Below are 18,247 nucleotides of genomic sequence, written 5' to 3' on the forward strand. Positions count from 1 at the left end.
TTACGGGGTGCCGGCGGCGCGCTTGTCAGCCAGCTCGATCTGCTGGGCGACAGCGTGGGCCACGTTCGAATCCGGGTCCAGCAGCGGTTGCAGGTGGCGCCAGGTCGCCGCGGCGTCGGTGTACTGCGCGTGCTGGAACTGGGCGATGCCGAGCAGCCACAAGGCCTTCTGGCTGTCCGGTTGCGCCGCGACGGCCTGCTGGAGCAGGGTGAGCGCGCGGCCGTCGATGCGGTGGTCGTCGCGGGCCATGGAGTCGGCCTCGGCCCAGCCGACCATGGCCGGCACGTTGGTCGCGTCGGCCTTCAGTGCGCCGTCGTACGCGTCGCGCGCCGCCGCGGGCTGTTTGACCATGGTGTAGGTCTGGCCGAGCATCAGCCAGCCTTCAATGTCACCCGGATTCGCTTTCAGGCGCGCCTGCAGGGCGTCCACGGCCTGGGCCACGGTCATTTCCTGCGGCGGCGCCACGCCATTCAGTGTGGAGGGCGTGCCGACCAGGGTGTACAGGCCGACACTGCCCAGCGGCAGCACGACCGCCAGTACGGCGGCGACGGCGAACATCGCGCGGGAACGGCCATGCTGGCGCCCATGGCGGACCAGCGGCACGAGCAGCAGGGCGAGGGCCACGGCGAGCATCGCCGCGGCGGTGACGTAAAACGCAGTACTCACCAATCATCCTCGGTGTCATTGGCGGGTGCGGCCACGGCCGGCGCCGTGCGTGCGCGGCGGCGCACCTGCACGGCCACCACGACACCGCCGATAGCCAGCACCACGAGCGGGCCGAACCAGAGCAGCCAGGTTTTCGGTTCCACCGGCGGCTTGTACAGCACCAATTCCGAGTAGCGGGCCACGAGGTACGCCTTGATCTCGGCGTCGCTCTTGCCGGCCTGCATCATCTCGAACACCTGGCGGCGCAGGTCGTGCGCGATGGGTGCATTCGAATCGGCCAGGGTTTCGTTCTGGCACATGGGGCAGCGCAGTTCGGCGCTGAGTTTCTGGAAGCGCACTTCCTCCGCGTGGTCGCGGAACGGCAGCGGCTGGATCGCCTGGGCAATGGCCAGCAGCGGCAAGGCACACAACAGGGCGAGGGCAAGCCAGCGACGCATCAGCCGCCTTCCTTCGCCAGCGCGGCCAGCGCCGGGCGGATTTCCTTCGCCACCACCTCGGGCGTGATCGGCCCGACGTGCTTGTACCGGATGACGCCCTTGCCATCGATCAGGAAGGTTTCCGGTGCGCCGTAGACGCCGAAGTCGATCCCGGCGCGGCCATCGCGGTCGGCGATCACCACGTCGAAGGGGTTGCCGTGGTCCGACAGCCACGCCGCGGCGTCGGCGGGGTCGTCCTTGTAGTTGAAGCCCACCAGTGGCAGGCCAAGCTGCTTCACTTCGCCGGAGAGTGTGGGGTGCTCATGCACGCACTCGATGCACCAGCTGCCGAACACGTTGAGGATGTACGGCTTGCCGAGCAGGGACTGCTTGTCGACCTTGCGCGTCTCATCGCCAAGCACGGGCAGGGCGAAGGCGGGCGCCGGCTGGTTGATCAGCGGCGAAACGATCTCGTGCTGGTCGTGTCCGGTGTTCCACCAGATGCCGAAGCCGAAGAGGGCCACGAGCGCGGCAAACGCGATGAGCGGAAGGAAGCGGCTCATGCCAGCTGTTCCGTCGCCGTCGCGGCGGAGGCCGTTGCCTTCTTCGCGCGGAAGCGGCGCTCGGCGGCGGCGAGGAAACCGCCGAGCATCATGAACAGGCCACCGAGCCAGATCCAGCGCACGAACGGCTTGTGATACAGGCGCAACGCCCACGCGCCTTCGACGTTGCCGCTATCCATGGGTTCGCCCAGGGCGACGTAGATATCGCGGAACAGTCCGGGATCGATCGCGGATTCGGTCTGCACCTGGCCGCGCGAGTACGTGCGCTTCTGCGGGTGCATCGTCGCCATCGGCTCGCCGTTGTGCAGGATGGTGACCACGCCCTCATCCGCGCGCCAGTTCGGGCCGGTGCTCTCGCGCACGCCGTCGAAACGGAACTGGTAGCTGCCGACGGTTTCCATCTGGCCGGGCACCATGCGCACATCGCGCTCGGTGCTCAGCGATTCGGAAAGCAACACGCCGATCAGGAAAATGGCGACGCCGAAATGCGCCACCAGCATGCCGGCCATCTCGGCCGGGAAGCGTCGGCCAAACGGCATCTCGCGCCAGCGCTTCACCACGTAGGAGAGCGTGCCGGCCGCGATCCACACGGCCCCGGCCACGCCGGCGATGGCGCGCAGGTGGCCCTGGGCGAAGAACGCCGCGGCAATGGCGCAGACGATGGCGGCGATGCCGGCGCGCAAGGCCATCGCGGTCAGCTGGCGGCCTTCGGCGTGGCCCCAGCGCAGGTACGGGCCGAACGGCAGCAGCAACACGGCCGGCGCCATCAGCAGTACGAACAGGAAGCCGAAGTAGGGCGGGCCGACGGACACGCGGCCGAGGTTCAGCGCATCGCCGATCAGCGGGAACAGCGTGCCCAGCAGCACCATCGCGGCGGCGGTGGTGAACAGCAGGTTCGCGATCATGATGCCGGTCTCGCGCGACAGCGCGGCGAACGGCTTGCCGGTGGCCACCTTGGGTGCGCGGATGGCGTACAGCAGCAGCGAGCCGCCGATGACGACGATGAGGAAGCCAAGGATGTACAGGCCGCGGCGCGGATCCGACGCGAACGCGTGCACCGAGGTCAGCACGCCCGAGCGCACCAGGAACGTACCGAGCAGGGACAGCGAAAACGCGAACAGCGACAGCAGCACCGTCCACGCCGGCAGCGAGCCGCGCTTTTCGGTCACCGCCTGCGCGTGGATCAGCGCCACGCCCACCAGCCACGGCATGAAGGAGGCGTTCTCGACCGGATCCCAGAACCACCAGCCGCCCCAACCCAGCTCGGCGTACGCCCACCAGCTACCGGCGACGATGCCCATGGTGAGGAAGGCCCAGGAGACGTTCGTCCACGGCCGCGCCCAGCGCACCCAGGCCTGCTCCAGGCCGCCGCCGAGCAGCGCAGCGATGGAGAACGCGAAGGCCACGGAGAAGCCCACGTAGCCCATGTAGAGCACCGGTGGGTGGAAGGTCATGCCCGGATCCTGCAGCACCGGGTTGAGGTCCCCGCCGTCCGCCGGCATCGGCAGCTCGCGCAGGAACGGATTGGAGGTGAACACGATGAAGGCGAGGAAGCCCACGCCGATCAGGCCCATCACGCCGAGCACGCGCGCCACGAAGGGCTGCGGCAGGTGCCGGCTCAGGGCGGCCAGGGCGACCGTCCACACGTTGAGGATGAACACCCACAGCAGCATCGAGCCTTCGTGCGCGCCCCACACGGCGGTGATCCGGTAGTACCAGGGCAGGGCGAGGTTCGAGTTGTCGGCGACATAGGCCACCGAGAAGTCGTACACCAGGAAGGCATGGACGAGGATGCCCATGGCGGCGAAGACGAATACGGCCTGGCCGGCGGCCGCGGGGCGCGCGATGGCCATCAGCGCGCCGTTGTTGCGCCACGCACCGATCATCGGCAGCACGCCCTGCACGGCGGCGAGCAGCAGTGCGAGGATCAGGGCGAACTGGCCGAGCTCGGGGATCACTTAGGCGTGTCCTTCATGGCGGTATCGTCGATATTGCGCTTCTGGTGCGCCTTCGCCATGGCGTCCTTCAGCTCCTTCGGCATGTAGTTTTCATCGTGCTTGGCGAGCACTTCGCCAGCGATGAAACGGCCGTCGGCCATCCGCCCCGTCGCGATCACCGACTGGTTGTCGCGGAACAGGTCGGGGAGGATGCCAGTGTATTCCACGGGCATGGCGCCGGCGTCGTCGACGACGATGAAGCTCACCTTGAGGCTGTCGCTGGCACGCTGGATGGAACCGGCCTTGACCATGCCGCCAAGGCGGAACGTCTCGTACTGGGTGGCCTGGCCTTCCTGCACCTGGCTGGGCGTGAACAGGTAGCTCATGTTCCGCTGCAGGGCGAACACGGTGAGGCCCACCGCGATGGCGGCAGCGACGACAACCGAGATGACGATGGCGAGACGGCGTTTACGCGTTGGGTTCATTGCTGGCTGGGGTTCCCGGCCGGCGGCGGTTCTCCTGGCGCGCGATGCGTGCGCGGATATCGCGCAGGTTGCGGCGGCGCCTGGCGAGCGGCGCCAGCGTGTCGATCAATAGGACGATGAAAAAAACCGCGACAGCGGTCCAGACGTAGGCGCCGTAGCCACCCATCGCGAGGGAGGCGATCATGCCTTGCCACCCCCCGCCGGGCCAAGCGCCAGGTCGCGCACCCAGGCCTTGCCGCCTTCGGAGGCGATCAGGTCGGCGCGCACGCGGGCGAACAGGCTGGCGATGTAATAGAGCTTGGTGGCCGCCATCATGGTGAGCAGCGGCCAGACCATGCTCGCAGCGATGTGCGAGGGGCCGAGGAGGCGAATGGTGGCGCCCTGGTGCAGCGTGTTCCACCAGTTCACGGAGAAATGCACGATCGGCACGTTCACCGCGCCAACCAGGACCAGGAAGCACGCGGCGCGCGCACCCTGCCGGCGATCTTCAAACGCGTGGTACAGGCCGACGATGCCGAGGTAGATGAAGAGCAGCACCAGCTCGGAGGTCAGGCGGGCGTCCCACGTCCACCACGTGCCCCACATCGGCTTGCCCCACAGGGAGCCCGTGGCCAGGGTGATTGCGGTGAAGGCGGCGCCGACGGGCGCGGATTCCATGGCGACGGTTTCGGCGAGCTTGATCCGCCAGACCAGGCCGATGAACGCCGCGAGGGTCATCACGCCATAGATGAACAGGCTCATCCAGGCACTGGGGACGTGGATGAAGATGATGCGGTACGCGTCGCCCTGCTGGTAATCCGCCGGAGCAACGAACAGGCCGCCATACAGCGCGACGCCGCCAAGGAGGATCGCAAGACCCAGCGCCCACGGGTACACGGACCCTGCGAAGCGGTAAAAGGTCGGCGGCGATCCCAGGCGGTGCAGCCAGAGCGGAACCCAGTTAGCCATTCGTCCTCATCAACGGTTCGTGCATCGCGGTGAGTCCCCCATGGACGCCCCGCGGTTGCGTGCCTTCATGATTCCATGGCGATGCGCAGGGCGGCGGCGCAGGCCAGCGGTGCAAGCACCACCGACAACACCAGGCCAGCGCCCAGCCACGCGATGGGCGCGATCCAGGGCAGGCCGTCCTGCGCGGCGGCCACGGCCCCGGCGGCGAAGATCACCACGGGGACACACAACGGCAGCAACATAAGCGCCAGAAGCATACCAGAGCGCTTTGTCCCGGCCGTCAGTGCCACCAGTACCGCGCCAAGCAGGCTCAGCAGTGGCGTGGACAATCCGAGGGCGAGCACCAGCACCGCCATGGGCGGCCCGGGCAGGTGCAGCATGCCGGCCAGCACGGGGGCGATGACGATGAGCGGCAGCGCGGCGGTGAGCCAGTGCGCCAGGATCTTCATGCCGACGAGCAGGGCAAGCGGCTGCGGCGCCAGCATCAGCTGTTCCATCGAGCCGTCGTCGATATCGGGCCGGAACAGGCCATCCAGCGACAGCAGCATCGCCAGCAGCACGGTGACGAACACCACGCCGCCGGCGATGCGTTCAAGCAGTGCGGCGTCGGGGCCCAGCGCAAACGGGAACAGGGTCACGACGATGACGGCGTACAGCACCGGCATGGCGATATCGCCACGGCGGCGCCAGGCCAGCGTGAGGTCGCGGCGCAGCAGCGCGGCGCAGGCGGCGGGTGTACTGCCGGGCGTCATGCGTGCAACCGGATGCGGCGGGGTTCGTCGCCGGCGAAGGTGACCGCGCCGTGGCTGGTGACCAGGGCGGCGCCACCGCGCACGGCGTGCTCGTGCAGCAGGCGGTTGACCAGGGCGATGCCTTCGCGGTCGAGGTTGGCGTAGGGTTCGTCCAGCAGCCACACGCGGGCCGGCAGCAGAAGCAGGCGGGCCAGCGCGGCGCGCTTTTTCTGGCCGGCGGAGAGGCGGCCGGCGGGCTCATCCTCGAAGCCGGCCAGGCCCACGTCAGCCAGCGCGGTGTCGATGGTGATCCCATCGCGCATCCCGTACAGGCCCGCGGATACCGCGAGGTTTTCGCGGGCCGAGAGATCGAATTTCAGGCCCAGCTGATGGCCGAGGAAGACGACGGCGCCGGCCATCGTATCCAGCGAAAACGTCGCGCCGTCCAGCAGCACCTCGCCTTCGCCGGCGCGGAGCATGCCGGTGAGCACGCGCATCAGCGTGGTCTTGCCGCTGCCGTTATCGCCTTCCACCAGCGCGATTTCGCCGCCATGCAGGGCGAAATCCACCGGCCCGAACACGGGCTCGTCCTGGCGGAAGAAGCTCAGGGCACGGGCCTCGAGCAGGGGCGAGGCGGCAGGCCTCATTTCTGCACAGGCAGCGGAGGTAGCGTTGCTTCCAGCGTCCGCACCGCGGCATCCAGGTCCACGCTCGACACGTCGGCGTGGCCGCGCAGCAGTTGCTCGACCAGCGTGTCCTGCGCGCGGCCGCGCTCCAGCGCGTAGGCGTAGGGCAGGTGCGTGAACGTGACCATGCGGTAGCGCGGCAGGTAATGCGTCGGCGAACGCTGGGCCAGCAGGCCGCCCAGTTCGCGCATGCGCAGGAAGTGCGGGTCGGCCACCTTGTCGCGCATTTCCACGTAGTTCTCCAGCGCCATGCGCGCGATGGCGTCGGCGTTGGGCTTGCGGATGGCTTCGAACGCGGCGAACACGGCGGCGGGGTCGTCGGGCGTCGCGTCGAACAGGCGGGCGAGTTCGGCGGCGTCCTCGAAGCCGCAGTTCATGCCCTGGCCGTGGAACGGCACCATGGCGTGGGCGGCGTCGCCGATGAGCAGGGCGCGGCCACCGATATGCCAGCGGTCGAGGTACAGCGTGGCCAGCGAGCCCACCGGATGGGCCGACCAGTCGGCCGCGAAATCCGGCATCAGGTCCAGTGCGTCGGGGAATTCCGTGCGGAAGAACGCCTCGGCAGCGCCGGCACCGGCGATGGTCCGGAAACTCGGGTGCTCGCCGTCGTTGGGCAGGAACAGGGTGACGGTGAAGCTACCCTCGCGATTGGGCAGCGCGATGCACATGTAATGGCCGCGCGGCCAGATATGCAGGGCGTTGCGTTCGATGGCGAACGGGCCGTTGGCATCCTTGCGCGGCGGGATTTCCAGTTCCTTGTAGCCGTGCCCAAGCTCTTCGATCCGCTCGCCCAGCGGCGAGTGGTGGTGCATGGCGGCGCGCAGGGCGGAGCCGGCACCGTCGGCGCCGATCACCACGGCGGCGTCCACGGTGCGTTCGCCGCCGTCGGCGGCGCGCAGCGTGAGGGTGCCACGCTCGAGGTCGGCGCTGGCCAGCCCCTGGTCAAAGTGCACGGTGGCGCCGGCGGCCTCCGCGGCATCCAGCATCAGGGTATTCAGGCCGCCGCGGGAGACCGACCAGATCACCTCGGAGTCGTCGACGCCATATCGCTGCAGGCCGCTATGGCCGGCGGGGTCGTGGACCATCCGCCCGCGCATCATCACGGCCTGGGCCAGTACCTGGTCGGCCAGGCCGGTGGCGCGCAGGGCATGCAGGCCGCGTTCGGCCAGGGCGAGGTTGATCGAGCGGCCGCCGACAAAGCCCGCCTTGCGGGGATCGGGGCGCTTTTCGTAAACGGTGACGCGGAAGCCGCGCTGGGTCAGCAGGGTGGCAATGAGGGCGCCGACCAAGCCGGCGCCGACCACGGCGATGTCGTTACGGGGCATGGCGCCTGCCTGGGCGATATTGCGGGGCAGCGCATCGTGCGCCGCAGCGCCGCCGAGGGCAAGCCCCGGTCGGCGTCAGGGGTCAGCTGGGCTTTTTGCCGCCGCGCGGCGGTGCCTGGGTGGCCGGTGCCGGCTTGGCCGTGGCCGCATCGAGGAACCCACGCTGCATCGACTTCCAGACGTCGAGGTTGCGCTCGGTCATCTCGTTGAGCATGGACCAGGGCGTCTGGCCCATCAGGTTGTTGAGCTGGTTGCGGAACTGCTGCTGCTGGTCGAGGAAGACCTGCAGGCTGCGCTCCAGGTAAGGCCCCATGAAGCCCTGCAGCGAATCCCCGTAGAAACGGATGATGTGCGAGAGCAGCTGCGAGGAGAGCATCGGCTGGCCGTGTTCCTCGTGCTCCGCGATGATCTGCAGCAGCACCGAACGGGTGAGGTCCTCGCCCGACTTGGCGTCGCGGACCTCGAAATGTTCCCCGTCGAGGACCAGCTGGCGGACTTCTTCCAGCGTGATGTAGCTCGAAATTTCCGTATCGTACAAACGACGATTCGGATACTTTTTGATGATGCGAAGGGTTTGTGCCATGCGGCGAACGCTACCACGAGGTATTGCGCCGCACCAGTTGGTTTCACAACGTGTAAACGTTTTCTCGTAAGAGGCGTGAATTTGGATCGATTTACGTAACTTGGATTTAATGACCCGCCGCGCCGCCCGCATTTCCAAACGGCGGCTTCGCCAGCCACAGGATGGGGATAAGGGCCAGGAACAGGATCCCGCAGCACCAGAACACGTCGTTGACGGCCAGGGTCAGGGCCTCGCGGTTCACCACCTGGTCCAGCACGGTGAGCTGCGCCTGCCCATGCAGGCCCATGTTCTGCAGGTGCCCGACGTAGCTCGTCGCCGCCGGCGAGGCCGGATTGACGTATTCGGTGAGCGACGCGTGGTGGGCCTCGCCGCGATGCTGCCAGAGCGTCACCGTCAGGGCCGTCGAGACGCTGGAGGCGAGCGTGCGGCAGAAGTTCGCCAGGCCCGAGGCGCCGGCGATCTGGTCCGGGCGCAGGCCCGACAGGAAGATCTGGTTCAACGGGATGAAGAAGCAGGCGATGCCGATGCCCATGACGAAGCGCGGCAGCACCAGCGTGGCAAACGACGCCCCGCTGTTGAACGTCGAGAACCAGAACGCCGTGAACGCAAAAACGATGAAGGCGAAGGTCACCACCGCGCGCAGCTCGAGCCGCTGGATGTTCTTGCCGATGATCGGCGACATCAGGAAGGCCAGGATCCCCACCGGTGCGGTGGCCAGGCCGGCCCAGGTGGCCGTGTAGCCCAGCGTGGTCTGCAACCACAGCGGGAACACCACGGTGATGCCGAAGAAGCCCAGCATGCCCAGCGAGAGCGCGGTGACGCCCACGGTGAAGTTGCGCCGGGAGAACAGCGACAGGTCGACTACCGGATACTTCGCGGTCAGTTCCCAGATGACCAGGAAGGTCAGTGCGACCACCGCGACAAGACCAAGCGTCAGGATCAGCGGCGAGGCGAACCAGTCGTGGTCGTTGCCGTTGTCCAGCATGAACTGCAGGCAGCCCACGCCGACCACCAGCAACACCAGGCCCACGGAATCGATCGGCGCGCGCACCGTCTTCGTTTCACGCGTGCGCAGGATGGCCCAGGTGATGACGCCCGCGGCCGCGCCCACCGGCACGTTGATGTAGAAGATCCACGGCCAGGAGAAATTGTCGGTGAGGTAGCCACCGAGGATCGGGCCGAAGATCGGCGCCACCACCACGGTCATCGCCCACATGGCCAGCGCGATGCCCTGCTTGTCCTTCGGATAGCTGGCGAGCAGCAGCGACAGCGAGAGCGCCACCATCGGGCCCGAGCCCGCACCCTGCAGCAGGCGGAACACCACCAGCATCGGCATGCTCGTGGCCAGGCCGCAGAGCATCGAAAACACGACGAACAGGCCGACCGAGAAGCAGAAGGTTTTGACTTCGCCGAAACGCTTGGCGATCCAGCCGGTAAGCGGCTGCATCACCGCGCTGGCAAGGGCGTACGAACTGATCGCCCAGGTGCCCTCGTTCGAGCTGACGCCCAGGCTGCCGGCGATATGCGGCACCGCCACGTTCACGATCGTCATGTCGAGGATCTCCATGAACGTGGAGAACGCGACAGCGATGGTCAGCAGGACCAGCGTCAGGCCGTGCAGGGGTTGCGGGCCCGCGGGAGCGGGCACGGCGTCCGGAGTGGCGGTGGCGTCGCTCAAGGCACGTTCGTCCCGCGGTTCTGCTGCACGATCACGTCCGCGGCCGCATCGGCCTTGGCGGCGATCTCGTCGTACACGGTGGTCTGCGCCACCGGCGTGGTCGACGGGGCCCGGGCCAGCACATCACCCTTGTCGTCGGTGATATCCACCTTCACGGCGGTGGACAGGCCGATGCGGAGCGGGTGCTTGTCCAGGTCGTTTGCGTCCAGGGCGATGCGCACGGGCACGCGCTGCACCACCTTGATCCAGTTGCCGGTGGCGTTCTGCGCGGGCAACAGCGAGAAGGCGCTGCCGGTGCCGGCACCGAGGCCGATGACGTGGCCGTGGTATTCGACGCCGCCGCCGTAGATGTCCGATTCCACCTTCGCCGGCTGGCCGATGCGCACGTGGCGCAGCTGGCTTTCCTTGAAGTTGGCTTCCACCCAGAGGTCGTGCAGCGGCACCACCGTCATCAGCTGCTGGCCGGGCTGGACGCTATTGCCCACCTGCACGCTGCGCTGGGCGACGTAGCCGTCGATCGGGGCGACGATGGCGTTGCGCTGGGCCGAGACCCATGCCTGGCGGAAGCTGGCACGCGCCTGCTGCACCGCCGGGTTGGTGTCGACATCGGCACCATCGACGAGGGCGCGTGCGGCGTCGGCCTGGCGCTGCGCGGATTCAAGCGCGGACTGCGCCGTTTCCACGGCGTCGCGGGCGTGCTGCACTTCTTCCGGCGCCACGGCCTTTTCGGCGAGCAGCGGGATGCGACGCTTCAGGTCGTCCTGCGCGCGCTTCAGGTCCTGCCGGCGGGCGCCCAGCGAGGCATCGGCGCTCGCGGCGGACTGGGTCTGCTGGCGCACCTGGCGCACCGCCTGTGCCAGCGCGCTGGTGGCCTTGCGCAGGGCGATGTCGGCGTCCGTGGCGTCAAGCTTCACCAGCACCTGGCCGGCGTTGACGCGCTGGGTGTCGTCGGCGAACACGCCCACGACGATGCCCGGCACCTGGGCCGAGATGCCTACCTGGTTGCCGCCGACATACGCGTCGTCGGTGGTTTCGCGGGTGGAGAACACGAACAGCCACAGGAGGATCCACGCGGCCGCGGCCAGCACGAAGACCACGAGGGCGACCAGCAACGCGCGGCCGCGCTTGCGCTTGTCCTTCGGCGCATTGCCGCTTTCGGCAGGAGGCGTCGTGTCGTTCGGTGTGGCGCTCATGGGGTGTGGTTTCCGTCAGTGCTGGGCGTGGTAGGGGAATTCGGGACTTCAGCGCGGTAGCCGCCGCCGAGGGCCTTGGTCAGCGCGATGTCGGTGGACAGGGCCTGGCCGTGCAGGTCGGTATCGGCGTCCTGCTGCTGGAGCAGGGTGGCCTGGGTGGCGAGCGATTCGCGGTCGTCGCGAACGCCGCGGGCCGCACGGGCCTTGGCGCTGGCGAGCAGCGTGGTCGCGGCGTCCAGTGCATCGCGTTGCTGCACCCGGCGGGCGGCGAGTTGCTGGGCGCTGAGCGCCTGCGTGGAGACGTCGCGTGCGGCCGAGGCCACGGTGGCGTTGTACTGGGCTACCGCGGCGTCGAGCTGGGCGCGGGTGACGCCATGGTTCGCTTCCAGCGCGCCGCCTTCGAAGATCGGCAGGTGCAGCGCGGGCGTCAGCGCGAACACGCGGCTGTCGGCATTGAACACCTTGTCCATATCAATGCTCGAGAGGCCCGCCATGGCGCTCAGGCTCACATCGGGGAAGAACTGCGCGCGGGCGGCGTCGGTCTGGCGCAGCGCGGCTTCCACCTGCCAGCGGCTGGCGGCGATGTCCGGGCGGCGCGCCATCAGGTCGGTGCCGATGTTGTCCGGCAGCCCGGGGGCGACATCGGGCAGTGCGCGTGGCGACAACGCCGGCAGCTCGTTCGGCGAGACGCCGACCAGGGCGGCGAGGGCGGCACGACGGATGGCGGCGGAGCCTTCCAGTGCGGTCTTCTGCTGCTGGGCACCCGACAGTTCGCCGCGCGCCTGCTGCACGGTATCCGGCACGTCCACGCCCTGCTTCACGCGCAGCGTGGCGATGCGCAGGGCGCGTTCGCGTGCGCTGATCAGCTGGTCGGCAAGGGCCACGCGGGCTTCATCCGTGAGCCAGCCAAGGTAGGTGTCGGCAACCACGGCCTGGATCGACAGGGACGCGGCCGAGCGCTCGGCTTCGGCGGCGCGGGCGCTGTCGATCGCGGATTCGATGGTGTAGCGCTTCTTGCCCCACCAGTCGAAGTCGTAGCGCACCTGCACGCCGAGATCGGCCTGGTTGTACCAGGTGAAGCCAAGGAATTGCGCGGGGATCAAGCCGTGCTCGCTCATCCGCTGGCGCGCGACCTGTGCGCTGCCGTCGACACGCAGGCCAGCCTGCGCCGCGGCGACGCGGATGTTCTGCTGGGCGCTGTCCACGCGCGTCTTCGCCTGGGCGAGGTCGGGTGCGCCACGCAAGGCCATCTGCATGAGCTGGTCGAGCTGCGGGTCGTTATACGCGCGCCACCATTCGGCGGCCGGCCAGCCCGCGGCGCGGTGGCCGGCATCGAGGCCGGCAAGCGGCACGTCGTCGCGCAGGCCGGGGTGGTCGATCTTCGCCGGGACGTGGCAGGCCGCCAGCACGACGGCAAGCGCACCGGCAAGCAAGGCCGGGCGGAGCAGGGAAGGGTTCATGGGGTTTCCGCGGGATCCAGGTGCAGGGCGAGCTTCTTCAAAAGCTGCTCAAAGGTTTTTCGTTCCGCTTCGCTGAAGCAGGTGAACTTCGATATGACCTCGGGGAACATCGGCGGCAGCAGCTGGCGGACGAAATGCTGGCCTTCCGCGGTGATCTTGAGCACGACCTGGCGACGGTCGTGCGTGGCGTGCGCGCGCGTGATCAGGCCGCGTTTGGCCAGCAGGTTGGTGATCCGCGTCATGTTGGTCGGCTTCTGCTCGGCCAGTGCGCAGAGTTCGCTCGGCGTGGAACTGCCGTCGGCGGAGGAGTACAGCATCATCAGCGTGCGGAAATCGCTGTCGTTCATGTCGAACGGCTTGAGCTTGGCTTCCACATCGCGCTGCAGCGCCTCGCCCGTCAGCAGGAGCAGGCGAATCAGCAGGACTTCGCACTTCGGCAGGCCGGGGATGATGTCGGCGACCCGGTCGACCCCTTGGTAGAGGGCGTCCACACATGGTTTCAGGCTGGACATTTTGCTGGTTAATAGTTCGCTGGTGAACTATTAGGCTAGCAAGGGCTTCGCCCGGGGGCAAGCGGTCAGGCGAGGGCGAAGAGCCGCGCAGCGTTGGCGGTGGTGGCCGCGGCGATCCCGGCGGCGTCGGTGTCGCGGAGGCTGGCGATGGTCTCGAGGACATCGACCATGAAGGCCGGCTCGTTGCGCTCGCCCCGGCGATGCGCGCAGGGCTGATCGGGGGCGTCGGTTTCCAGCAACAGCCATTCCAGCGGCATCTGCGCCACCACGCGGCGGATCCGGTTGGCGCGGTCATAGGTCACCGGGCCGCCGATGCCGATGTGGAAGCCCATCTCGAACAGCTGCCGTGCCTGCTCCTCGCTGCCCGCGAAGCTGTGCACCACGCCACGCAAGCCACCGATGCGACGCAGGGTGTGGATGGTTTCCTCGAAGGCGCGTCGCGCATGCACGATCACGGGAAGGTCGTGTTCCTTCGCGATGTGCAGCTGGCGAACGAACACGTCGCGCTGGCGTTCCGGGTCCAGGCCTTCCACATAGAAGTCGAGGCCGATCTCGCCGACGGCGACGGCGCCGTGGCTTTCCAGCCAGTCCGGCAGTTCCACCAGGTGCTCGTCGCGATGCTTGTCGATCACGAGCGGGTGCAATCCGTACGCTGGATACGCGCCTTCACGCGCGCGACACACATGCTCGACGGCTTCCCAGTTGCCGCGATCGATGGCCGGTACGATCCAGCGCCGCACGCCCGCCGCGGCCGCGCGATCGAACATCGGGCTGCGGTCCGCATCGAACGAGGCGTCGTCGAGATGGGCGTGGGTGTCTACCAGGTCATGCATGCGGTTTGCTGCCGTTTTGCTTCGAGGCGCCAGTCTAAGGCGTCGTTCAGTTTAACGATTGTCAAATGGCCCCGAGGCGTTCTTACGAAGTTTCGGATCGTGTGGTCCGGCGAGGCCGATATTTTCCAGGAGAGTAGGGTTATGAGCAGGTTGATGATTTCCGTCCTGAACGCTGGTTTGGGCGCGGCCCTGGTGCTGAGCCTTTCTGCCTGCAACCGTGACGCGAACGCTGACGTGGCTAATGGGCCGTCCCCGGCCGCCGCGCCCGTCGCAGCGCCGGAGCCGGCAGGTCCCAAGTACGCCCGTGTGGTCAGCGTGGATCCGGTCCGCGAGGCCGCCTCGGCCGCGCAGCGCGAGTGCCACGACCAAGTGGTGACCCGGCGGGCACCGGTGAAGGACCAGCACCAGATTGCCGGTACGGCCATTGGTGCCGTGGCGGGCGGCCTGCTCGGCAACCAGATCGGCGGCGGCAAGGGCCGCACGCTGGCCACGGTGGCCGGTGCGGTGGGCGGCGGTTACGCCGGCCATGAGATCCAGGAGCGTCGCCAGGAGACGAACACCGTCACCAGCACCGTGCGCAAGTGCGACACCGTGGCGGGCAAGAGTGGCGACAAGATCGTCGCCTACGACGTGCGCTACGAATACAACGGCGTGACCCGCTCCATCCGCATGGATCATGACCCGGGCGACCGCGTTGAAGTCCAGGAAGGCGTGTCGGTCGTTTCCGACGCGCGTCAGTAAATCTCATCGATCCTCGAGGGCGTCCCCATGCATAGCATCGTCCGCAAGTTTGGCCTCGTCGTCGCTGCCATCGTCCCGCTGTCGCTGACAGCGTGCTACGAGCAGCCGCGCCGGGTGGTTCGCGAGGATCGCGTGGTCTACGAAGGCGGTGGCTCGCGCCGCTGCGCCCAGTGTGGCGTGGTCAGCGATGTCCAGCAGATCTACACCGATCGCCAGTCGTCACCGCTCGGTGCTGTGATCGGCGCCGTCGCCGGTGGCGTGCTGGGCAGCACGATCGGCAAGGGTGACGGCCGCTCGGCCGCTACCGTCGGTGGCGCGGTGGTCGGCGGCGTCGTCGGCAACCAGGTAGGCAAGCGCAATGGCCAGGATGTGGCGTGGCAGGTGCGCGTACGGCTTGATGATGGCCGCTCCGCCGTGATCACGCAGGCCGACGATCCGCAGCTGCGCCCTGGCGATTACGTGGAAATCCGTGGTGACCACGTCTATCGCATGTGATGCGATAGACGGCTAGACGTCCAAATGAAAAAACCCGCCGCGAGGCGGGTTTTTCTTTGGGCAAAAAAAAGACCCTCTTCTGAGGGCCCCTTTTCCCGGGAATCACAAGCTGCCCGCTCTGATTCCTTTTCCCCGCGCGTTGTCGCGTGTTTTAGTTCACGGCGTAGAACGCATGGTCACCGATCTTGCGAACGATGCGGCTGGCGGACCAGCTCGGTGAAACCGCTACCGTGGCGAAGTGGTCGGCCTGCGGCACGTAGACCAGGCGTTCGCTCTTGGGCAGGCTCCAGTTGTTCATGGAATCACCAGCGATCTTCCATGCCTTCGACCACGAAACGAGGTCGGTTACCTCAAAATCTTTCGGTGTCGTGGTAATGGCGAACTGGCGCGGCGCCGAGACGACATCGCACACGTTCTTGCCACCCATGCCGCGATCACGCCGGCGGAGGGCCACTTCCGCCACGGCATACTGGCCGATGGTCGGTTCGCTACGTGCTTCAAGATAAACCGTCGTCGCCAGGCACGTCTGGTCGGCTAGGTGGCTCGGAAGGACGGACGCCATCCAGAGCAAAGCGGAAAGTTTCATGTGTATCTGCCTCCAACGAGCTTTTCCGTCACTTGCGGCCTTGGAAAAAAGCGCCTTGGGGGACGTACGGGCGGTAGACGGGCGGGCAGGCCGTTACTACCTGGACTAACCGAATCGCAATCGCGCTTTATGCGTTAGGCACGCGAATGCTTCGGGTGTCACACACTGTGACTTTACTGGGTGGCTGTCCGGAGCCCCCGGTAGGGGTTCGCCAAAAGGGAGCGGCTTCGCGGAATGCGGCGGCTCCGTTGGCTTACAGCGCGCGATGCGGCATGCGCACATTTCAAAAATCGCCGGCTTTCGCCGGGTCGCGCCAGAACCGTCATCGTCGACGGATCGTCGCGGGTGTAACCAGGGCGATACACCGTGGCCACGAAATGGGATCGGCGGAGCCTAGTGGCGCGTCACGTTTTGTGCAAGTGCTCGGGTGGCGCGGTTCAGGTTTGGCTCACGCAACAGCGAGTTCATATTTGTAGAAGTGTGCAGAACATCACGCAGGGAATGTCGAGATGATGTGCAGGCGCGCACCGTCGCTTTCAAGAGCCTGCGCCTGAACGACGCTGTCATCCAATACGACAAGCGACATAGGTAGATCGTCGGAAGCGTTGTGCATCAACACGATGCCTGCATCGCGGCCGTCCATGCGCAGCGATTGTCCCGCGACAAGTGCGACATCCGACCGCACCGCGCGCAGGTGTCGCTTGTGGCCACCGAGGAAATGCAGGCGCGCAGCAATTTCCTGCCCCGGGAAACAACCTTTGTTGAACGACACGGCACCCAGGCGTTCCATGGACAGTGCGGGCGGCAACAAGTTTCCCAGTGCGTCATCGGGAAGCCATGCGAAACCTTTTTCAACATGACGTGCAAGCCATGCATCCGCATCGTCGCGCATGCCGATATGTATCGATGCATCACCTTCGCCGAACACGATCGTGCCGTCGTCGTTTTCATGCGCATGCATGTCGTCGTGCGCACCATCATCACCATTGGCAACGAAGCGCGCATCGCCCAGCGTGATCTTTACTTTTGCACGGAACACGAACCGCTTGAGGTCGTTCGCGAGCGTTTCGCCATCACCGCCGCGCGGCACGATCACGAAGCGTTCGTCGTCCAGCCGGGTGACCTGGAGCAGGGCGCGCACGCGGCCCTTCGGGTCGAGCCAGCCGCTCCATTGCCAGCGGCCCGTTTCCAGCGACAGGACGTCGCTGCTGAGCTGGGCATTGGCGAAGCTGGCGGCGTCGGGGCCGGCGAGGGTGATGGGGCGAGTGGTACGGCTCGGCATGGGCGCGCGCAGGAAGGGGTGGGGGAGTAAGATATACGGTCGGGCCAAGGCCAAACCAAGGCTCGCCGGTATCGTCAAGGTTGTGCTGTGAAGGCACAGGTATTACGCTTTTAGAGTTTTATAACCATGTCCGACCACCCCTTGAAGCCCGCAAATGCGAACGATTCCGCTCCGGCGAAACCGCTCGTAACGCCCATCGTCCCCACGAATGGCGAGCCAGCGGTCGAAAAAGCGCCATTGGACCCAACGCGTTACGGCGACTGGGAAAAGAACGGACGCTGCATCGACTTCTGAGCGTAAGGCGACAGAGGGCAGTTCGGGCATCAGCGATTCCAATCCAGGATAGCCGCCATGGCACAAACGGGACGACCGCTCTCACCCCACATGCAGGTCTACAAATGGCAAGTGCAGATGGTTTCCTCCATCCTGCATCGCGCCACCGGCATCATCCTTGCCGTCGGTAGCCTGATCATCACCTGGGGCCTCGCGTCCCTCGCCGCCGGCCCGGAAGCCTACGCGTCGTTCAGCGCCTGCGCCGGCAGCCCCCTGGGCCTGCTCGTGCTCATCGGCTGGACCCTGGCGTTCTTCTACCACCTGGCCAACGGCATCCGCCACCTGGTCCAGGACACGGGCAAGGGCTACGCCATCGCGTCGTTCGTCCGCTCCAGCTGGACCTCGATCGTCGTGGCCATCGTCCTCACCGCGGCTGTCTGGGCCTACGTGCTGACCGGGAGCCACGCATGAGCAAGGATCTGCGCAACCCGCTGGCCCGCGCCCGCGGCCTCGGCTCGGCGAAGGAAGGCGTCAGCCACTGGATGGCCCAGCGCGTCACCGCGCTCGCCCTGGTTTTCCTGACGGTCTGGTTCCTGTGCGTGCTGCTCGGCCTGCTGCATGCCGACTACGCCACCGCCCGCGCCACCCTGGGCAAGCCCTGGAACGCCGTGCTGGCCATCGCCTTCATCCTGACGATGTTCCGCCACGCCTTCCTCGGCCTGCAGGTGGTGATCGAAGACTACGTCCATACCCGCTGGCTCGAAGTGGCCTCGCTGGTCCTTATCAAGTTCATCGCCGTACTCGCCGCGCTTGCGGGCGTGCTGGCCGTGCTGCGCGTCGCGCTCGGAAGCTGA

General features: G+C 67.1%; 23 protein-coding genes. 5 read left to right on the forward strand and 18 right to left on the reverse strand.

Annotated elements, in window-relative coordinates:
• The 16 genes from FIV34_RS08810 to FIV34_RS08885 form a co-directional block, all read right to left on the reverse strand.
• Complete coding sequence (locus tag FIV34_RS08810) at window positions 1–666, reverse strand: tetratricopeptide repeat protein (RefSeq protein ID WP_139981670.1); 666 nt, start codon at window positions 664–666, stop codon at window positions 1–3.
• Window positions 663–1,103 (reverse strand): cytochrome c-type biogenesis protein, encoded by a 441-nt coding sequence (locus FIV34_RS08815; protein ID WP_139981672.1) that lies wholly within the window; start codon window positions 1,101–1,103, stop codon window positions 663–665. The genes FIV34_RS08810 and FIV34_RS08815 overlap by 4 nt, the downstream gene beginning before the upstream one ends.
• Complete coding sequence (locus FIV34_RS08820; protein WP_139981674.1) at window positions 1,103–1,645, reverse strand: DsbE family thiol:disulfide interchange protein; 543 nt, start codon at window positions 1,643–1,645, stop codon at window positions 1,103–1,105. The genes FIV34_RS08815 and FIV34_RS08820 overlap by 1 nt, the downstream gene beginning before the upstream one ends.
• On the reverse strand, window positions 1,642–3,603 hold the full coding sequence (locus FIV34_RS08825; protein WP_139981676.1) for a heme lyase CcmF/NrfE family subunit: 1,962 nt from the start codon (window positions 3,601–3,603) through the stop codon (window positions 1,642–1,644). The genes FIV34_RS08820 and FIV34_RS08825 overlap by 4 nt, the downstream gene beginning before the upstream one ends.
• Window positions 3,600–4,067, reverse strand: coding sequence for a cytochrome c maturation protein CcmE (gene ccmE / locus FIV34_RS08830; RefSeq protein WP_139981678.1), 468 nt, complete (start codon window positions 4,065–4,067; stop codon window positions 3,600–3,602). The genes FIV34_RS08825 and ccmE overlap by 4 nt, the downstream gene beginning before the upstream one ends.
• Window positions 4,051–4,251 carry a heme exporter protein CcmD gene (ccmD, locus tag FIV34_RS08835; protein WP_139981680.1) on the reverse strand — a complete coding sequence of 67 codons (201 nt, stop codon included), beginning with the start codon at window positions 4,249–4,251 and terminating at the stop codon, window positions 4,051–4,053. The genes ccmE and ccmD overlap by 17 nt, the downstream gene beginning before the upstream one ends.
• Window positions 4,248–5,015 (reverse strand): heme ABC transporter permease, encoded by a 768-nt coding sequence (locus FIV34_RS08840; protein WP_139981682.1) that lies wholly within the window; start codon window positions 5,013–5,015, stop codon window positions 4,248–4,250. Before FIV34_RS08840 ends, ccmD begins: the two co-directional genes overlap by 4 nt.
• Window positions 5,016–5,080: 65 nt before the next feature.
• Window positions 5,081–5,767: a heme exporter protein CcmB gene (gene ccmB, locus FIV34_RS08845; RefSeq protein ID WP_139981684.1), complete on the reverse strand. Its 687-nt coding sequence runs from the start codon at window positions 5,765–5,767 to the stop codon at window positions 5,081–5,083.
• A complete protein-coding gene (ccmA, locus tag FIV34_RS08850; RefSeq protein ID WP_139981686.1) occupies window positions 5,764–6,393 on the reverse strand; it encodes a heme ABC exporter ATP-binding protein CcmA in 630 nt (209 codons plus the stop codon). The genes ccmB and ccmA overlap by 4 nt, the downstream gene beginning before the upstream one ends.
• Window positions 6,390–7,757, reverse strand: a complete 1,368-nt coding sequence (locus FIV34_RS08855; protein WP_139981687.1) for an FAD-dependent oxidoreductase — start codon at window positions 7,755–7,757, stop codon at window positions 6,390–6,392. Before FIV34_RS08855 ends, ccmA begins: the two co-directional genes overlap by 4 nt.
• Before the next feature lie 82 nt (window positions 7,758–7,839).
• Window positions 7,840–8,340 carry a polyhydroxyalkanoate synthesis repressor PhaR gene (gene phaR, locus FIV34_RS08860; protein WP_139981689.1) on the reverse strand — a complete coding sequence of 167 codons (501 nt, stop codon included), beginning with the start codon at window positions 8,338–8,340 and terminating at the stop codon, window positions 7,840–7,842.
• A gap of 106 nt (window positions 8,341–8,446) precedes the next feature.
• On the reverse strand, window positions 8,447–10,018 hold the full coding sequence (locus FIV34_RS08865; protein WP_139981691.1) for a DHA2 family efflux MFS transporter permease subunit: 1,572 nt from the start codon (window positions 10,016–10,018) through the stop codon (window positions 8,447–8,449).
• Entirely contained in the window at window positions 10,015–11,211 is a 1,197-nt protein-coding gene (locus FIV34_RS08870; protein ID WP_139981693.1) for an HlyD/EmrA/EmrK family protein, read from the reverse strand. The genes FIV34_RS08865 and FIV34_RS08870 overlap by 4 nt, the downstream gene beginning before the upstream one ends.
• Window positions 11,208–12,671 carry an efflux transporter outer membrane subunit gene (locus FIV34_RS08875; RefSeq protein WP_139981695.1) on the reverse strand — a complete coding sequence of 488 codons (1,464 nt, stop codon included), beginning with the start codon at window positions 12,669–12,671 and terminating at the stop codon, window positions 11,208–11,210. Before FIV34_RS08875 ends, FIV34_RS08870 begins: the two co-directional genes overlap by 4 nt.
• On the reverse strand, window positions 12,668–13,162 hold the full coding sequence (locus tag FIV34_RS08880; RefSeq protein WP_246058787.1) for a MarR family winged helix-turn-helix transcriptional regulator: 495 nt from the start codon (window positions 13,160–13,162) through the stop codon (window positions 12,668–12,670). Before FIV34_RS08880 ends, FIV34_RS08875 begins: the two co-directional genes overlap by 4 nt.
• A gap of 86 nt (window positions 13,163–13,248) precedes the next feature.
• Window positions 13,249–14,016, reverse strand: a complete 768-nt coding sequence (locus FIV34_RS08885) for a TatD family hydrolase (RefSeq protein ID WP_139981699.1) — start codon at window positions 14,014–14,016, stop codon at window positions 13,249–13,251.
• Window positions 14,017–14,157: 141 nt separating this feature from the next.
• Between FIV34_RS08885 and FIV34_RS08890 the strand changes: the two genes are divergently transcribed.
• Entirely contained in the window at window positions 14,158–14,757 is a 600-nt protein-coding gene (locus FIV34_RS08890; protein ID WP_139981701.1) for a glycine zipper 2TM domain-containing protein, read from the forward strand.
• A 27-nt stretch (window positions 14,758–14,784) separates the two neighbouring features.
• Window positions 14,785–15,252 carry an outer membrane lipoprotein gene (locus FIV34_RS08895; RefSeq protein WP_139981703.1) on the forward strand — a complete coding sequence of 156 codons (468 nt, stop codon included), beginning with the start codon at window positions 14,785–14,787 and terminating at the stop codon, window positions 15,250–15,252.
• Window positions 15,253–15,403: 151 nt separating this feature from the next.
• On the opposite strand, the gene FIV34_RS08900 is transcribed toward FIV34_RS08895, so the two are convergent.
• Both FIV34_RS08900 and ygfZ read right to left on the reverse strand, forming a co-directional pair.
• A complete protein-coding gene (locus tag FIV34_RS08900; RefSeq protein ID WP_139981705.1) occupies window positions 15,404–15,838 on the reverse strand; it encodes a cell wall hydrolase in 435 nt (144 codons plus the stop codon).
• A gap of 490 nt (window positions 15,839–16,328) precedes the next feature.
• Window positions 16,329–17,120, reverse strand: coding sequence for a CAF17-like 4Fe-4S cluster assembly/insertion protein YgfZ (gene ygfZ, locus FIV34_RS08905; RefSeq protein WP_139981707.1), 792 nt, complete (start codon window positions 17,118–17,120; stop codon window positions 16,329–16,331).
• A gap of 126 nt (window positions 17,121–17,246) precedes the next feature.
• Here ygfZ and FIV34_RS08910 point away from each other — a divergent pair, with 126 nt between their 5' ends.
• Genes FIV34_RS08910 through sdhD form a run of 3 tightly spaced genes read left to right on the forward strand, consistent with a single transcriptional unit; the run spans window position 17,247 to window position 18,247 of the window.
• Complete coding sequence (locus tag FIV34_RS08910; RefSeq protein ID WP_139981709.1) at window positions 17,247–17,414, forward strand: DUF1674 domain-containing protein; 168 nt, start codon at window positions 17,247–17,249, stop codon at window positions 17,412–17,414.
• Between the two features lie 57 nt (window positions 17,415–17,471).
• A complete protein-coding gene (gene sdhC, locus FIV34_RS08915) occupies window positions 17,472–17,864 on the forward strand; it encodes a succinate dehydrogenase, cytochrome b556 subunit (RefSeq protein ID WP_139981711.1) in 393 nt (130 codons plus the stop codon).
• Window positions 17,861–18,247, forward strand: coding sequence for a succinate dehydrogenase, hydrophobic membrane anchor protein (gene sdhD, locus FIV34_RS08920; RefSeq protein ID WP_139981713.1), 387 nt, complete (start codon window positions 17,861–17,863; stop codon window positions 18,245–18,247). Before sdhC ends, sdhD begins: the two co-directional genes overlap by 4 nt.

Origin of the sequence: Luteibacter pinisoli, assembly GCF_006385595.1 — a bacterium.
GTDB lineage: Bacteria > Pseudomonadota > Gammaproteobacteria > Xanthomonadales > Rhodanobacteraceae > Luteibacter > Luteibacter pinisoli.

Excerpts from the sequence above, each read along its gene's own strand:
- FIV34_RS08815 (WP_139981672.1), bottom strand. The coding sequence starts at position 1,103 with ATGCGTCGCTGGCTTGCCCTCGCCCTGTTGTGTGCCTTGCCGCTGCTG.
- FIV34_RS08820 (WP_139981674.1), bottom strand. The coding sequence starts at position 1,645 with ATGAGCCGCTTCCTTCCGCTCATCGCGTTTGCCGCGCTCGTGGCCCTC.
- ccmE (WP_139981678.1), bottom strand. The coding sequence starts at position 4,067 with ATGAACCCAACGCGTAAACGCCGTCTCGCCATCGTCATCTCGGTTGTC.
- ccmD (WP_139981680.1), bottom strand. The coding sequence starts at position 4,251 with ATGATCGCCTCCCTCGCGATGGGTGGCTACGGCGCCTACGTCTGGACC.
- FIV34_RS08840 (WP_139981682.1), bottom strand. The coding sequence starts at position 5,015 with ATGGCTAACTGGGTTCCGCTCTGGCTGCACCGCCTGGGATCGCCGCCG.
- ccmB (WP_139981684.1), bottom strand. The coding sequence starts at position 5,767 with ATGACGCCCGGCAGTACACCCGCCGCCTGCGCCGCGCTGCTGCGCCGC.
- ccmA (WP_139981686.1), bottom strand. The coding sequence starts at position 6,393 with ATGAGGCCTGCCGCCTCGCCCCTGCTCGAGGCCCGTGCCCTGAGCTTC.
- FIV34_RS08855 (WP_139981687.1), bottom strand. The coding sequence starts at position 7,757 with ATGCCCCGTAACGACATCGCCGTGGTCGGCGCCGGCTTGGTCGGCGCC.
- phaR (WP_139981689.1), bottom strand. The coding sequence starts at position 8,340 with ATGGCACAAACCCTTCGCATCATCAAAAAGTATCCGAATCGTCGTTTG.
- FIV34_RS08870 (WP_139981693.1), bottom strand. The coding sequence starts at position 11,211 with ATGAGCGCCACACCGAACGACACGACGCCTCCTGCCGAAAGCGGCAAT.
- FIV34_RS08875 (WP_139981695.1), bottom strand. The coding sequence starts at position 12,671 with ATGAACCCTTCCCTGCTCCGCCCGGCCTTGCTTGCCGGTGCGCTTGCC.
- FIV34_RS08885 (WP_139981699.1), bottom strand. The coding sequence starts at position 14,016 with ATGCATGACCTGGTAGACACCCACGCCCATCTCGACGACGCCTCGTTC.
- FIV34_RS08890 (WP_139981701.1), top strand. The coding sequence starts at position 14,158 with ATGAGCAGGTTGATGATTTCCGTCCTGAACGCTGGTTTGGGCGCGGCC.
- FIV34_RS08895 (WP_139981703.1), top strand. The coding sequence starts at position 14,785 with ATGCATAGCATCGTCCGCAAGTTTGGCCTCGTCGTCGCTGCCATCGTC.
- FIV34_RS08900 (WP_139981705.1), bottom strand. The coding sequence starts at position 15,838 with ATGAAACTTTCCGCTTTGCTCTGGATGGCGTCCGTCCTTCCGAGCCAC.
- ygfZ (WP_139981707.1), bottom strand. The coding sequence starts at position 17,120 with ATGCCGAGCCGTACCACTCGCCCCATCACCCTCGCCGGCCCCGACGCC.
- FIV34_RS08910 (WP_139981709.1), top strand. The coding sequence starts at position 17,247 with ATGTCCGACCACCCCTTGAAGCCCGCAAATGCGAACGATTCCGCTCCG.
- sdhC (WP_139981711.1), top strand. The coding sequence starts at position 17,472 with ATGGCACAAACGGGACGACCGCTCTCACCCCACATGCAGGTCTACAAA.
- sdhD (WP_139981713.1), top strand. The coding sequence starts at position 17,861 with ATGAGCAAGGATCTGCGCAACCCGCTGGCCCGCGCCCGCGGCCTCGGC.